This is a genomic window from Streptomyces sp. NPDC052910 (assembly GCF_055585605.1).
In genome coordinates this window covers 53,715-68,692 of the sequence record NZ_JBVJJR010000012.1, presented here as the reverse complement: position 1 = coordinate 68,692, position 14,978 = coordinate 53,715, and the positions used below count along the sequence as shown (strand labels likewise).

The window sequence follows — 14,978 nt, the reverse complement described above, 5'->3', positions numbered from 1 at the left end:
GAGCCGGATCTTGACGTTTGGCGGCGAATGAGCCGTATTGCGTGGGTCTACGGTTTCACATCGCTGAGTTTCGCATCGTCGGGGGGTCCCTCCGCCCGGCCGGCTTGCCGGGTTGTTCTTCAGGACGTGCCCGGAGCCTAAATGGTTCATGCCTCCAAGGGAACGTGATGTGCACGTCACCCCATCGAGTCATCGAACAGGCATTCGAAACTCGACTAGCATGGTCGGCGCCGCGGGTGGCGGCACAAAGGCTCTACCGGGCCTCGGTACCCTCTGAACGGCGAACGAGCCAGCCATGCGCCCGCAGATGGGTGACAGAGAAATTCAGCGAGGAGCGAACCGCGTGACCGCCGATACGTCCGTGCCGTCCACCGCATTGCTGACCGGGGCAGACCGGGACGGATCCAACTACACCGCGCGGCACCTGCTCGTCCTCGAGGGACTGGAAGCCGTCCGGAAGCGTCCCGGCATGTACATCGGGTCCACGGACAGCCGCGGCCTGATGCACTGCCTGTGGGAGATCATCGACAACTCCGTCGACGAGGCCCTGGGCGGCTACTGCGACCACATCGAGGTGATCCTGCACGGCGACGGTTCCGTGGAGGTCCGGGACAACGGCCGGGGCATCCCGGTGGACGTCGAGCCCAAGACGGGGCTGTCGGGCGTCGAGGTCGTCATGACCAAGCTGCACGCGGGCGGCAAGTTCGGCGGCGGCTCGTACGCCGCCTCCGGCGGTCTGCACGGCGTGGGCGCCTCGGTCGTCAACGCGCTCTCCGCCCGCCTGGACGTCGAGGTGGACCGCAACAGCAGGACCCACGCGATCAGTTTCCGGCGCGGTGTGCCGGGCATCTTCACCGAGTCCGGCCCCGACGCGCCCTTCGACCCGGCGAACGGGCTGCTCAAGGGCAAGAAGGTGCCGAAGAACCGGACCGGCACCCGGGTCCGCTACTGGGCGGACCGCCAGATTTTCCTCAAGGACGCCAAGCTGTCCCTGGAGACGCTCTACGGGCGCGCCCGGCAGACGGCCTTCCTGGTGCCCGGCCTGACCATCGTGGTCCGGGACGAGCGGGGCCTGGACGGCGCGGACGTCACCGAGGAGACGTTCCGCTACGACGGCGGGATCAGCGAGTTCTGCGAGTTCCTCGCGCAGGACAAGGCGGTCTGCGACGTCCTGCGGCTCAGCGGGCAGGGCACGTTCAAGGAGACCGTGCCCGTCCTCGACGAGCGCGGGCACATGACGCCCACCGAGGTCACCCGGGAGCTCGGCGTGGACATCGCGCTGCGCTGGGGGACCGGGTACGACACGACGGTCCGGTCGTTCGTCAACATCATCGCCACCCCGAAGGGCGGTACGCACGTCACGGGCTTCGAGCGGTCCGTCACCAAGACCGTCAACGACGCGCTGCGCGCGAGCAAGCTGCTGCGCGTCGCCGAGGACGACGTGGTCAAGGACGACGCCATGGAGGGCCTCACGGCGGTGGTGACCGTGCGGCTGGCGGAACCGCAGTTCGAGGGGCAGACCAAGGAGGTGCTGGGCACCTCGGCGGCCTCGCGGATCGTCGCCAACGTCGTCGCCAAGGAGCTCAAGGCGTTCCTGACGTCGACCAAGCGTGACGCGAAGCAGCAGGCGCGGGCCGTGCTGGAGAAGATCGTCGCGGCGGCCAGGACCCGGATCGCGGCCCGGCAGCACAAGGAGGCCCAGCGCCGCAAGACGGCGCTGGAGTCCTCGTCGCTGCCGGCCAAGCTGGCCGACTGCCGCAGTGACGACGTCGAGCGCAGCGAGCTGTTCATCGTCGAGGGCGACTCGGCGCTGGGCACGGCCAAGCTGGCGCGGAACTCGGAGTTCCAGGCGCTGCTGCCGATCCGGGGCAAGATCCTGAACGTGCAGAAGGCCTCGGTCTCGGACATGCTCAAGAACGCCGAGTGCGGGGCGATCATCCAGGTGATAGGAGCGGGGTCCGGCCGGACCTTCGACATCGACGCCGCGCGCTACGGCAAGGTCATCTTCCTCGCCGACGCCGATGTCGACGGGGCGCACATCCGCATCCTGCTGCTCACCCTTTTCCAGCGCTACATGCGGCCGATGGTGGAGGAGGGGCGGGTGTTCTCGGCGGTGCCGCCGCTGCACCGGGTGGAGCTCACCCAGCCCAAGAAGGGGCAGGACAAGTACATCTACACGTACTCCGACAACGAGCTGCGGCAGACGCTGCTGGAGCTGGAGCGCAAGGGCGTCCGGTACAAGGACTCCATCCAGCGCTACAAGGGCCTGGGCGAGATGGACGCCGACCAGCTCGCGGAGACCACGATGGACCCGCGTCACCGCACCCTGCGCCGGATCAACATCAGCGACCTGGAGGCCGCCGAGCGCACCTTCGACCTGCTGATGGGCAACGAGGTCGCGCCGCGCAAGGAGTTCATCACCAACTCGGCGGCGACGCTCGACCGCTCGCGCATCGACGCCTGAGTCTCCACCCCTGGGTGGAGAGAAGATCTCCACCCAGGCCCCTCACAAGCCCACCCCGGCTCCACCCGTGCTCCGATCCGTGCCGGGTGCCTGCTCCGTAACGTCGGATGTGTCGGCCGGCGGCGTGTTCGCCCGCGACCGGCCGCCGTGTCCACGCTCAACGGAGGGGCTTGCCATGTCCGGTCTGATCGACGCAGGGGTGATCGTCGCCGTCGTCGCGCTTGTCGTCGTCCGGCAGTTCAGGCCGCAGAAGGTGACCTCGGACGGACGGGCGTGGTGGGTCGCGCCTGCGGTCTTGGCCTTCGTCGCGGTGAGGGAGCCCGGGATGGTGGACGCGGGCCACCGGGCGGCGTCCGCGGGGCTGCTGGCGGCGGGGGTGGCGGTCGGGCTCGCCACCGGTGCCGCCTGGGCCTGGACCACACGAATATGGACCGATGAGTCGGGGGCGGTCTGGGCGCGCGGCACGAAGGCCGCGGCGGGGGTCTGGGCCGGCGGGCTGCTGCTGCGGCTGGGGCTGTTCGGGGTCGGCGCGCTGATCGGCGTCCACCAGGGGACCTCGGCCACACTGCTCACGCTCGCCGCGATGCTCCTGGCCCGTACCGGGATCGTGGTGTCGCGGGCCCGGCGGACGCTTCCGTCGTACGGTGTGCTCGCCGGTGGCTGAGACGGGAGCAGCGGTGGACGAGCCGGACGTGCCCAGGGAGAGCTGGACCGCGTGGCCCGCCCGGGAGGCGCTCTCCGGGGCCGGGGTGCCACGCCGACGCCGGGTGCTGACCTGGATCGTACGGGCCGTACTGGTCGGAGCGTTCTTCGTCGGTGTGCTGCGCGAGGACGCGCTTCCCCGGTGGCAGTACGCGGTGGTGGCCGCGGGCTTCGCGGTGTGCGGCGTCGCGATGTGGCGGTGCTTCCTCACGACGCTTGACCGGCGGCTCTCCGCCTCGGTCGGGTGGCTGGCGGTGCCGGTCGTGGCGGGAGTCCTCGCGGAATGGGCGGGGACGCATGTCGCCGCCACCGGACTGTGGTGCGTCGCCGCGGCGGTCGCGGTGGAGAGGCTGCCGCTCGGGCCCGGTCTGGGGCTGGCGGTGGTGCCCCTCGGGGCCTATGTGCTGACGACGCGGGGCTCGTGGGTGGGGACGGCCGGGACGGTGGCCATGGTGCTGCTCATCGGATACTCGCTGCGGCTGGACGAGGAGGCACGGGGGGCCGGGTTCCGGATGCTGGCCCAGGAGCGGGCCGCGCGCCGGGCGGAGGCGGAGACGGCGGCCCTGGACGAGCGGGCCCGGATCGCACGGGAGATCCACGACGTCCTCGCCCACAGTCTCTCGGCCCAACTGGTGCATCTGGAGGCCGCGCGGCTGCTGGTCGAGAGCGGTGCGGAGCGGGACCGGATCCTGGAACGGATCGTGTCGGCGCGGGGGATGGCACGGGAAGGGCTGGCCGAGACGCGGCAGGCGCTGTCGGCGCTGCGGGGGGAGATGACCCGGCCGGAGGAGTTCCTGCGGGACCTCGCGGCGGCGCAGGGGGCCGCCCTGCGGGTGTCGGGGGAGCCCAGGCGGCTTCCGGCGGAGGCCGGGCAGGCGGTGCGCCGGGTCGCTCAGGAGGCGCTCACCAATGTGCGCAAACACGCTCCGGGCGCGCGGGTCGAGATGGAGTTCTCCTATTTGGAGGGAGAAATCGAGCTGGCGGTTCACGACGGTGGGGCGCGGGGGAAGAACTCCGAACTGGCCGCCTCCGGGGCCGGGTACGGACTGCTCGGCATGCGGGAGCGGGCCGAACTGCTGGGAGGCAGCCTGGAGGCCGGGCCGGCGGGTCAGGGCCGGCACGGGTTCGTGGTGCGCCTGAGAGTCCCGGCGTGATGCGGGGTGTGGGGCACGACGGGCTGGGGGAGTGAGAGTGCGTTCGGGAGACGGGTGTGGTGTGAGCGGAGCGAGCGAGGTGGAAGGGTCGCCGGCGCGGGTTCTGGTGGTGGACGATCAGACCGTGGTGCGCGAGGGGATCGTGATGCTGCTGGGGCTGTTGCCCGGTATCGAGGTCGTCGGGTCGGCGGCCGATGGGCTGGAGGCCGTGCGGCTGGTCGCCGAGCACGCCCCGGACGTGGTGCTGATGGATCTGCGCATGCCGCGGTGTGACGGGGTGGAGGCCACCCGGCGGATCCGCGAGAGCCATCCGGACACCCAGGTGGTGGTGCTCACCACCTTCGGTGACGACGACTCGCTGTTCCCCGCGCTCCAGGCCGGGGCGCGGGGTTATCTGACCAAGGACGCCGGAGGGGAGGAGATCGTCCGGGCGATCGCGGACGTGAGGTCGGGGGCGGCGGGTCTCTCCCCGCACGTACAGCGGAGGCTGCTGGAGCGGCTGGCGGCGGCACCCGTCACCGCACCCGCTACGGGGCCCGGCGGGTACGGGCGGTCGGGCGCGCCGGCCGGCGCGAGGACGGAGGGGTCGGCGGGAGCGGCGGCAGCGGCGGAGGGGCTGCCCGACGGGCTGACGGCGCGGGAGGCGGAAGTGCTGGCGCTGGTCGCGGACGGGCTGTCGAACGCGGAGATCGCCCGGAGGCTGCACGTCAGCACGGCCACGGTGAAGACGCACATCAACAACCTCTTCGCCAAGACGGGGGTGAGGGACCGGGCGCAGGCCGTTCGGTACGCGTTCCACCACGGTATCGCCGGGCCCCTCGGCCCGGGGGCGCGGAGCTGACGGCGACGGCTGCCCCTCGACCGTCCGGGGCGGCCCTGGGGCGGTCAGGTCAGTGGGGCGCCCAGGTGTAGCGGTGTTCCGGGCGGCCCGTGGAGCCGTAGCGCAGGGTGAGACTCAGCCGGCCGGACGCCTCCAGGCGTTTGAGGTAGCGCTGGGCGGTGGAGCGGCTCAGGCCGGCGCGGGTGGCCACCTCATGGGCGGAGAGGGGGTGCGCGGCGTCGCGGAGTACCCGGCGGATGAGCTCCGCCGTCGGGGCGGAGTGGCCCTTGGGCAACGGTGGGGAGGCGGCCGTGCGCAGGGTGCCGAAGATCCGGTCCACTTGTTCCTGTTCGGCCTCCTCCGTGCCGTCCAGGGCCAGCCGCAGTCGGGCGTAGGCCTCCAGCTTCACCCGCAGACCCGGGAAGGAGAACGGTTTGACGAGGTACTGCAGGGCTCCGTAACGGATGGCCGTGCGGACCGTGGCGATGTCCCGGGCCGCGGTCACCATGATGACGTCCGTCAGATGCCCCGACTGCCGGACGCGGCCCATCAGGGACAGGCCCGTCTCGTCCGGCAGGTAGTGGTCGAGCAGCATCAAGTCGACGCGCTCGCGCTCCAGAACGGCCATGGCCTGGGCCGCGTTGTGGGCGGTGGCCCGTACGCGGAAGCCCGGAACCCGTTCCACGTACGCCGCGTTGATCTCCGCCACACGGAAGTCGTCGTCCACGACGAGGACTTCGATCATTGGTTCACCCCTTCGAGCGGTGTGGCCGGACGGCCTGCGGTTCCGCCGTCGCGCGGTCCCCGTCGTGCCGTCACCTGTTCTAGCGCGCGCAGAACGAGCAGAACAGGGTTCGTGTGCTCAAGCGGCGGAACGCGCACAAGGTCCGGCGCGGAGGGACCGCTTCCACGGTGCCTCAGGTGAGCGGGACGATGGCGACGACGTCCATCCGGGCCGGGGTGCCGAGGGCCCGGCCGCAGCTCTCGGGGCGGGGCGGCTCGGCGGCGCCCCGCTCGACGACGACCCGCCAGGAGCGGCCGTCGGTGTGGGCCACGGTCACCTCGTGGCGGGAGGCGGATCCGGCGGCGGTGCCGGCGGTGGTACCGACCACGTCGAGGGCGTTGGCGTCCGGCTCGCCGGTCAGGCCGCGGACGGCCAGCTCGGCGGCCTGGGCGGGGCGGTCCCAGGCGGACCGGCCACGGCAGTTCGCGGTCACCACCCGGCCCTCACGGGCGGCTTCCAGCACGTCCTTCACACCGTGGGCGGTGGCCCGGCCGTACGCGTAGCCGAAGGGCAGGACGAAGAGGGTCGGCGCGAAGCGGTGGCCGCCGATGTGGGTGACCTCCCAGACCCCGGTGCCCCCGGCGGCCGCCAGCTCCGCCGCGAGCGGACGGCCCAGCAGGGCGCAGCAGCGGTCGCGCTTGCCGTTGGTGCACACCAGGGCCAGCGGATCGCCGGCGTACGGCTCCCACAGGCCGCCGTGACGGCCGGCTCCGAGCGCGGGGAAGTCCAGGCCCTGGAGGAGCGCCGGGTCGCCCAGCTCGGTGGTGCGGATCCAGGAGCCGCCGGGGGCCGTGTGCGCGACGAAGATCCGGCGGCCGGCCGGCGGGCGGCAGTCCGCGTGCCGGCCGGGGCGGCGGATCAGGGCGACCCGTACGCCCGTACCGGCGGCCGCCTCCTCCAGGGCGTGTCCCACGGCGGGGTCGAGGCGGCTGCCCGTGAGCGCCTTGGCTCCCCACGGGCCGGGCTGTTCGATCAGCAGCCAGGTGGGGGCGGTGACGGCCGTACCGGCCAGTGGCTCGGTCAGCAGTCGGGAAGCGGTGGCGCACGTGCTCACATAGGTGAGCCTAACCTGGGGCGGAGGGCGCTGCGCGCCCGGTCGGCCCCGGTTTCCGGTACGACCATATCCTGGGGCGGGCGGGCGCGCGGAGGCCCGCCGTTGCTCTCCGGCCGACGAAGGAAAGGCGCTCGCGTGGCCAGACGACAGATCCCCGTCATCGTGCTGGCGGGCTTCCTCGGGTCGGGCAAGACCACGCTGCTCAACCACCTGCTGGCGCACAGCGGCGGCAGCCGGATCGGCGTGGTGGTCAACGACTTCGGCAGCATCGAGATCGACGCCATGAGCGTGGCCGGCCAGGTGGACTCCATGGTGTCGCTCGGCAACGGCTGCCTGTGCTGTGCGGTCGACACCAGCGAGCTGGACGGTTTCCTGGAGCGGCTGGCCCGGCCGGCGGCCCGGATCGACGTCATCGTGATCGAGGCCAGCGGACTGGCCGAGCCGGAGGAACTGGTCCGGATGATCCTGGCCAGTGACAACCGGAGCATCGTCTACGGCGGCCTCGTGGAGGTGGTGGACGCCGCCGAGTTCGGCCGGACCCGGGAGCGGCACCCCGAGCTCGACCGGCACCTGGGCATCGCGGACCTGGTGGTGCTCAACAAGACGGACCGGGTGACCGACGGCGAACGGGAGGAGCTGGAAACGGTCCTCGCCGGACTGGCGCCCGGCACCCCCGTCGTCGCCTCCTCCCACGGCCGGGTCGACCCCGAGCTGCTCTTCGACCGCAAGCCGCGCGAGGACCGTCCGGAGGCGATCCGGCAGCTCTCCTTCGAGGACCTGGCCCACGAGGAGCACGACCACGCGCACGCCGGGCATCTGCACACGGCGTACGAGAGCGTCGAGTTCGTCTCCGACGACCCCCTGCACCCGCGCCGCTTCATGGAGTTCCTCGACCGCAGGCCGGAAGGGCTCTACCGGATCAAGGGGTTCGTGTACTTCGGGGTGCCCGGGCACCGGCAGAAGTTCGCCCTGCACGCGGTCGGGGACTTCCTGCGGATGTACCGCTCGCCGTGGGCGCGGTCGGAGCCCCGCCGGACCCAGTTGGTCATGATCGGCAGCGGCGTCGACGGGAACGCTCTCCGGGACGGACTGGAGGCCTGCCGGCACCCGGCACCGCAGGACGCCGACGACCACAGCATGTGGGGCGTCCTGCGGTACACCCAGGGCTGACGGCGCGGGTCGGCCCCGGGCGTCCGGCCGGATCACACCGGCCGGATCACATGGGTCCGGTCACACCGGCCGGATCACATCGGTCCGGTCACACCGGTCCGGCCACCACCGCCACCGGCTTGGCCAGTGGTGTGCCCGAGCCGTCCCGGCGCGGGTCGATCTCCGGCAGGTTCACGGGCGTGCCGTTGGCCGCGGCGGCGCGGGCCGGAGCGGCCCCCGCCCAGGCCAGCACCAGACAGTCCTCGCCCTTGAGGAACCGCTGGCAGCGCACACCGCCGGTGGCCCGCCCCTTGCGCGGGTACTGGTCGAACGGCGTCAGCTTCGCCGTCCCCTCGGAGGCCGCGCCGGGCAGGCCGCCCGCGGCCCCGGCCACCGTGAAGACCACCGCGTCCTCCGCCGGGTCGACGGCGGTGAAGGAGATCACCTTCGCCCCGGAGGACAGCTTGACACCCGTCATGCCGCCCGCGGGCCGGCCCTGCGGCCGGACCTGCCCGGCCTGGTAGCGCAGCAACTGGGCGTCGTCGGTGATGAAGACCAGGTCCTCCTCGCCGGTGCGCAGCTCGACCGCGCCCACGACGCGGTCGCCGGACTTGAGGGAGATGACCTCGAGCTCGTCCTTGTTGGCCGGATAGTCGGGGACCACCCGCTTGACGACACCCTGCTCGGTGCCGATGGCGAGGCCGGGCGACGACTCGTCCAGCGTGGTCAGACAGACCACCCGCTCGCCGTCCGTCAGCGACAGGAACTCCGAGATCGGCGCGCCGCCGGCCAGGTTGGGCGCCGCGGCCGTCTCGGGGAGCTGCGGCAGGTCGATCACCCGCACCCGCAGCAGCCGCCCGGCCGAGGTCACCACGCCGACCTCGCCGAGCGCCGTGGCGGGGACCGCCGAGACGATCACGTCGTGCTTCACCCGCTTGGCCTCGCCCGTGCCGGGTGCGAACGGCTCCCCGGTGGCGGTGCGGGCCAGCAGGCCGGTCGAGGAGAGCAGCACCCGGCAGGGGTCGTCGGCGACCTGGAGCGGGACGGCCGAGGCCGGGGCGCCCGCCGACTGCAGCAGGACCGTGCGGCGGTCGGTGGCGAATTTCTTGGCCACGTCGGCCAGTTCCGAGGAGACGAGCTTGCGCAGCTCGGCGTCGGACTCGAGGATCTTCGTCAGCTCCTCGATCTCCGAGGTCAGCCGGGTGCGCTCGTCCTCCAGCTCGATCCGGTCGAACTTCGTCAGCCGGCGCAGCGGGGTGTCGAGGATGTACTGCGTCTGCACCTCGGAGAGGGAGAAGCGCTCGACGAGTGATGCCTTGGCCGCCGCGGCGTTATCACTCGATCGAATGATTCTGATGACCTCGTCGATGTCAACGAGCGCCACCAGCAGGCCCTCGACGAGGTGAAGCCGGTCACGGCGCTTGCCGCGGCGGAACTCACTGCGCCGCCGGACCACCTCGAAGCGGTGGTCGACGTAGACCTCCAGCAGCTCCTTCAGCCCCAGCGTCAGCGGCTGGCCGTCCACCAGCGCGACGTTGTTGATGCCGAAGGACTCCTCCATCGGGGTCAGCTTGTAGAGCTGCTCCAGCACGGCCTCGGGGTTGAAGCCGTTCTTGATCTCGATGACCAGCCGCAGGCCGTGGGAGCGGTCGGTGAGGTCCTTCACATCGGCGATGCCCTGGAGCTTCTTCGCGCCGACCAGATCCTTGATCTTGGAGATGACCTTCTCCGGACCGACCGCGAACGGCAGCTCGGTCACCACCAGGCCCTTGCGGCGGGCCGTCACGTTCTCGACGGAGACGGTGGCGCGGATCTTGAAGGTGCCGCGGCCGGTCTCGTACGCGTCGCGGATGCCGCTCAGGCCGACGATCCGGCCGCCCGTGGGCAGGTCGGGGCCGGGCACGTACTTCATCAGGGTGTCGAGGTCGGCGTTCGGGTGCCGGATCAGGTGCCGGGCGGCGGCGATGACCTCGCCCAGGTTGTGCGGCGGCATGTTCGTCGCCATGCCGACCGCGATGCCCGTGGCACCGTTGACCAGCAGGTTCGGATAGGCGGCCGGCAGGGCGACCGGTTCCTTCTCGCTGCCGTCGTAGTTGGCCGCGAAGTCGACCGTGTCCTCGTCGATCGACTCGGTCATCAGCGAGGTCGCGGACGCCATCCGGGCCTCGGTGTACCGCATGGCGGCCGGCGGGTCGTCGTTGCCCAGCGAGCCGAAGTTCCCGTGTCCGTCGACGAGGGGGACCCGCATGGAGAACGGCTGTGCCATGCGCACCAGCGCGTCGTAGATGGAGGCGTCACCGTGCGGGTGCAGCTTGCCCATCACCTCGCCGACGACCCGGGCGCACTTCACATAGCCGCGCTCCGGCCGCAGGCCCATCTCGTTCATCTGGAAGAGGATGCGGCGCTGCACCGGCTTGAGGCCGTCGCGGGCGTCGGGCAGGGCCCGGGAGTAGATGACGGAGTAGGCGTACTCGAGGAAGGAGCCCTGCATCTCGTCGACGACGTCGATGTCGAGGATGCGCTCCTCGAACTCTTCCGGCGGCGGGGTCTTCGTGCTGCGGCGGGCCATCGCGGCTGCGGCTCCTTCGGTCGATTGCCGGGGGCGGACTGACGCGGACCATTGTGGACCTCCCCACTGACAACGCCGACCGCGACCCGTCCGCGGGGGACCGCGTCGTCCGTGCGGAGGCCCCGGGAACTTCGCCGGATGCCGGTGCGCTTGCATACAGTGACAGCAGTGTTCATCACGCGAGTCGTCGCGGGCGCCGCGGGCGGGGCAACGGCGGCGCGGGATGCAGCGAGATATCGAGCGATCGAAGGGACGTACATGCCCATGGGTCACACGGCCGCGCAACAGGCCGGCACCGGCGGCCTGACAGCGACCGAGCACCGCCTGGCCAACGGCTTGCGGGTGGTGCTCTCGGAGGACCATCTGACCCCGGTCGCGGCAGTCTGCCTCTGGTACGACGTCGGCTCGCGTCACGAGGTCAAGGGCCGCACCGGCCTCGCCCACCTCTTCGAACACCTGATGTTCCAGGGTTCGGCGCAGGTGAAGGGCAACGGCCATTTCGAGCTGGTGCAGGGCGCCGGCGGCTCGCTCAACGGCACCACCAGCTTCGAGCGGACCAACTACTTCGAGACCATGCCCGCCCACCAGCTCGAGCTGGCGCTGTGGCTGGAAGCCGACCGGATGGGCTCGCTGCTCACCGCGCTCGACGACGAGTCCATGGAGAACCAGCGCGACGTCGTCAAGAACGAGCGCCGCCAGCGGTACGACAACGTGCCCTACGGCACCGCGTTCGAGCGGCTGACCGCGATGGTCTACCCCGAGGGCCACCCCTACCACCACACGCCCATCGGCTCGATGGCCGACCTGGACGCCACCTCCCTGGAGGACGCGCGGGAGTTCTTCCGCACGTACTACGCGCCCGGCAACGCCGTTCTCGCCGTGGTCGGCGACATCGACCCCGAGCAGACGCTGGCCTGGATCGAGAAGTACTTCGGGTCCATCCCCGCCCACGACCGCAAGCAGCCGCCGCGCGACGGCGCCCTGCCCGACGTCATCGGCGGGCAACTGCGCCAGGTGGTCCGCGAGGAGGTGCCCTCGCGCGCCCTGATGGCCGCCTACCGCCTCCCGCACGACGGCACCCGTGAGGCGGACGCCGCCGACCTGGCGCTGACCGTCCTCGGCGGCGGCGAGTCCTCGCGGCTGCACAACCGCCTCGTCCGGCACGACCGTACCGCCGTCGCGGCGGGCTTCGGCATGCTGCGCCTGGCGGGCGCCCCCTCGCTCGGCTGGCTGGACGTCAAGGCGTCCGCCGGCGCCGAGGTCGCCGACATCGAGGCGGCCGTCGACGAGGAGCTGGCCCGCTTCGCCCTGGAGGGCCCCACCGCCCAGGAGATGGAGCGCGCCCAGGCGCAACTGGAGCGCGAGTGGCTGGACCGGCTGGCCACGGTCAGCGGCCGGGCCGACGAACTGTGCCGCTTCGCCGTCCTCTTCGGCGACCCGCAGCTCGCCCTCACCGCGGTCCGGCGGGTCCTGGAGGTCACGCCGGAGGAGGTGCGGGCCGTCGCCCAGGCGCGGCTGCGCCCCGACAACCGCGCGGTGCTCGTCTACGAGCCGACCGGGGCCCAGACCGCGGGCGCCGACGAGGCCGATGTCATCGACGGTGCCATCGCACAGGAAGCCGACGCCAACGCACAGGAACAGGAGACGGCCCAGTGAGCGAAGCCGCAGTCGTGGGCGCCACCGGCACCGCCGAACCCACCATGCAGTTCCACCCGCGGCCCCGGCCCGGCACGGCCACCCCGTGGAAGTTCCCGGCGCCCGGCCGCGGCCGGCTGCCCAACGGCCTGACGGTGCTGCGCTGCCACCGTCCCGGCCAGCAGGTCGTCGCCGTCGAGGTCAGCCTCGCCGCGCCGCTGGAGGCCGAGCCTGCCGGGCTGGAGGGCGTGGCCACGATCATGGCCCGCGCCTTCTCCGAGGGCACGGACAAGCTCAGCGCCGAGGACTTCACGGCCGAGCTGGAGCGGTGCGGTGCCACCCTGGACGCCCACGCCGACCACCCCGGCGTACGGCTCTCCCTGGAGGTCCCGGCCTCCCGGCTGACCAAGGCACTCGGGCTGCTCGCCGACGCCCTGCGGGCCCCGGCCTTCCCCGACAACGAGGTCGAGCGCCTGGTCCGCAACCGGCTGGACGAGATCCCGCACGAGCTCGCCAACCCGGCCCGCCGGGCCGCCATGGCGCTCTCCGCCGAGCTCTTCCCGGCCGACTCGCGGATGTCCCGGCCCCGGCAGGGCACGGAGGAGTCGGTCGCGCGCATCGACGCGGCCTCCGTGCGGGCCTTCTACGAGGCGCACGTCCGTCCGGCCACCGCCACCGCCGTGATCGTGGGCGACCTCACCGGCGTCGACCTGGACGAGGCCCTGGCCGACACCCTGGGCGCCTGGACGGGCTCCCCGGCCGAGCCGCGGCCCGTCCCGCCCGTCACCGCCGACGACACCGGCCGTGCCGTCATCGTGGACCGCCCCGGCGCCGTCCAGACGCAGTTGCTGATCGGCCGCGTGGGCGCCGACCGGCACGACCGCGTCTGGCCCGCCCAGGTGCTCGGCACGTACTGCCTCGGCGGCACGCTCACCTCGCGCCTGGACCGTGTGCTGCGCGAGGAGAAGGGCTACACCTACGGCGTCCGCTCGTTCGGCCAGGTGCTGCGGTCCGCTCCCGACGGCTCCGGTGCGGCGATGCTCGCCATCAGCGGCTCCGTCGACACCCCCAACACCGGCCCGGCGCTGGCGGACCTGTGGACGGTGCTGCGCACCCTCGCCGCGGAGGGGCTGACCGACGCCGAGCGTGACGTCGCCGTGCAGAACCTGGTGGGTGTCGCCCCGCTCAAGTACGAGACGGCGGCGGCCGTCGCGGGCACGCTGGCCGACCAGGTCGAGCAGTACCTCCCGGACGACTTCCAGGCCCGGATGTACGAACGCCTCGCGGAGACCGGGACGGTGGAGGCCACGGCGGCCGTCGTGAACGCCTTCCCGGCGGACCGCCTGGTCACCGTGCTGGTCGGGGACGCGGCGGAGATCGCGGAGCCCGTCCGGGCGCTGGGCATCGGCGAGGTGACGGTCGTTTCCGCCTGACGGAAGCTCAAGCCTCGGCGTGCGCCCCGGCGCACGCGCGGGGGCGGAGAGGCGCGTGGGTCCTTCGGGAGCCACGCGCCTCCGTTATGCCCGATTTATAGGAGCGGTTGCACCTTTCCTGTGTGGCGTGCGTCACGAAAACGGGGTTCCGTTTGCCGTTCGAATCTGACGGCGATTAGCTTCATGGCGGCAGCCCGTCGGATCGGAGCCGCAACCGCGGCCCCGGGCAGCCATCGCCGAGTCCCCGTACGGCGCGAGCCAGGGGAGCCGGGGAACCACATGTTCCCTGGGGTGAATCGGGCCCCTCTCCGGAGGGAACCGTAGGAGACCTTCCTGCTCCGAACCCGTCAGCTAACCCGGTAGGCGAGAGGGAAGGAAAGGAACAGCCGCAGCCATGGCGTTCACCCGTGCCACCGGGAAGCACCGTCGTCCGAGCCGTGCCGTGCGGGTCGGCGCCAACGTCGCCGGCATAGCCACCCTGAGCGCCGCGGGCGTCGTCGCCGGTGTCGCCGCTCCGGCCTTCGCCGCCTCCCCCGAGGACGCGCCCCGCCCGCAGGACACCGGCCTCACCCAGGCCGTCGTCCTCTCCGACCACGTGGCCGACAACATCAACGAGCAGGCGCAGATGCAGCGCGGCGTCGCCGAGCAGGACGCCGCCACCCAGAAGGCGGAGGCCGCGGCCAAGGAGCAGGCCGCCCTGGTCAAGAAGCGCGCCGACGAGGCCAAGCGCAAGGCCGAGGCCGAGCGCGCCAAGAAGGAGCGGGCGGCCCGCGAGGCGGAGCGCAAGCGCCTTAACACCTTCGTGATGCCGATCGCCGGCTCCTTCGTCTCCACCCAGTACCACGCCTCCAGCGGCCTGTGGTCCTCCGGCAGCCACACCGGCGTCGACTTCCACGCCGACGAGGGCACCAGCGTGCAGGCCGTGGGCGCCGGCACGGTCGTCGAGGCCGGCTTCGGCGGCGCGTACGGCAACAACATCGTCATCAAGCACAACGACGGCACCTACACCCAGTACGGCCACCTGTCGTCGATCGCCGTCAGCGTCGGCCAGACCGTCACCCCCGGCCAGCAGATCGGCCTCTCCGGTTCCACCGGCAACGTGACCGGCCCGCACCTGCACTTCGAGGCCCGCACCGCGCCCACCTACGGCTCGGACATCGACCCGGTCGCGTACCTGCGCTCGCACGGCGTCAACATCTGACCTCCGCCGTCAC

General features: G+C 72.1%; 11 protein-coding genes and 1 riboswitch. Of the genes, 8 read left to right on the top strand and 3 right to left on the bottom strand.

What is annotated here, in order from left to right:
* Positions 1–343: 343 nt before the first annotated feature.
* From ACZ6X9_RS30530 to ACZ6X9_RS30515, 4 genes are all read left to right on the top strand, one after another.
* Positions 344–2,464: a DNA gyrase/topoisomerase IV subunit B gene (locus tag ACZ6X9_RS30530; RefSeq protein ID WP_469781256.1), complete on the top strand. Its 2,121-nt coding sequence runs from the start codon at positions 344–346 to the stop codon at positions 2,462–2,464.
* Positions 2,465–2,639: 175 nt separating this feature from the next.
* On the top strand, positions 2,640–3,128 hold the full coding sequence (locus ACZ6X9_RS30525; RefSeq protein WP_469781255.1) for a DUF1453 domain-containing protein: 489 nt from the start codon (positions 2,640–2,642) through the stop codon (positions 3,126–3,128).
* Positions 3,129–3,156: 28 nt separating this feature from the next.
* Entirely contained in the window at positions 3,157–4,320 is a 1,164-nt protein-coding gene (locus tag ACZ6X9_RS30520) for a sensor histidine kinase (RefSeq protein WP_469781327.1), read from the top strand.
* 145 nt (positions 4,321–4,465) lie between these two features.
* Positions 4,466–5,161 carry a response regulator gene (locus tag ACZ6X9_RS30515; protein ID WP_469781326.1) on the top strand — a complete coding sequence of 232 codons (696 nt, stop codon included), beginning with the start codon at positions 4,466–4,468 and terminating at the stop codon, positions 5,159–5,161.
* A 49-nt stretch (positions 5,162–5,210) separates the two neighbouring features.
* Here ACZ6X9_RS30515 and ACZ6X9_RS30510 read toward each other — a convergent pair whose 3' ends face one another.
* Positions 5,211–5,885, bottom strand: a complete 675-nt coding sequence (locus ACZ6X9_RS30510) for a response regulator (protein WP_469781254.1) — start codon at positions 5,883–5,885, stop codon at positions 5,211–5,213.
* 172 nt (positions 5,886–6,057) lie between these two features.
* Positions 6,058–6,978: a sucrase ferredoxin gene (locus ACZ6X9_RS30505; RefSeq protein ID WP_469781253.1), complete on the bottom strand. Its 921-nt coding sequence runs from the start codon at positions 6,976–6,978 to the stop codon at positions 6,058–6,060.
* A 135-nt stretch (positions 6,979–7,113) separates the two neighbouring features.
* On the opposite strand from ACZ6X9_RS30505, the gene ACZ6X9_RS30500 reads away from it, so the two are divergent.
* Positions 7,114–8,148 carry a CobW family GTP-binding protein gene (locus ACZ6X9_RS30500; protein ID WP_469781252.1) on the top strand — a complete coding sequence of 345 codons (1,035 nt, stop codon included), beginning with the start codon at positions 7,114–7,116 and terminating at the stop codon, positions 8,146–8,148.
* Positions 8,149–8,236: 88 nt separating this feature from the next.
* Here ACZ6X9_RS30500 and ACZ6X9_RS30495 read toward each other — a convergent pair whose 3' ends face one another.
* Positions 8,237–10,696: a DNA gyrase/topoisomerase IV subunit A gene (locus ACZ6X9_RS30495; RefSeq protein WP_469781251.1), complete on the bottom strand. Its 2,460-nt coding sequence runs from the start codon at positions 10,694–10,696 to the stop codon at positions 8,237–8,239.
* A gap of 264 nt (positions 10,697–10,960) precedes the next feature.
* Between ACZ6X9_RS30495 and ACZ6X9_RS30490 the strand changes: the two genes are divergently transcribed.
* The 3 genes from ACZ6X9_RS30490 to ACZ6X9_RS30480 all read left to right on the top strand — a co-directional run bounded on the left by ACZ6X9_RS30490 (position 10,961) and on the right by ACZ6X9_RS30480 (position 14,965).
* Positions 10,961–12,352: a M16 family metallopeptidase gene (locus ACZ6X9_RS30490; RefSeq protein WP_469781325.1), complete on the top strand. Its 1,392-nt coding sequence runs from the start codon at positions 10,961–10,963 to the stop codon at positions 12,350–12,352.
* A 44-nt stretch (positions 12,353–12,396) separates the two neighbouring features.
* Positions 12,397–13,764: a M16 family metallopeptidase gene (locus tag ACZ6X9_RS30485; RefSeq protein WP_469781324.1), complete on the top strand. Its 1,368-nt coding sequence runs from the start codon at positions 12,397–12,399 to the stop codon at positions 13,762–13,764.
* A gap of 224 nt (positions 13,765–13,988) precedes the next feature.
* A riboswitch (cyclic di-AMP (ydaO/yuaA leader) is annotated at positions 13,989–14,145 on the top strand.
* Positions 14,146–14,158: 13 nt separating this feature from the next.
* On the top strand, positions 14,159–14,965 hold the full coding sequence (locus tag ACZ6X9_RS30480) for a M23 family metallopeptidase (RefSeq protein WP_469781250.1): 807 nt from the start codon (positions 14,159–14,161) through the stop codon (positions 14,963–14,965).
* Positions 14,966–14,978: the final 13 nt, after the last annotated feature.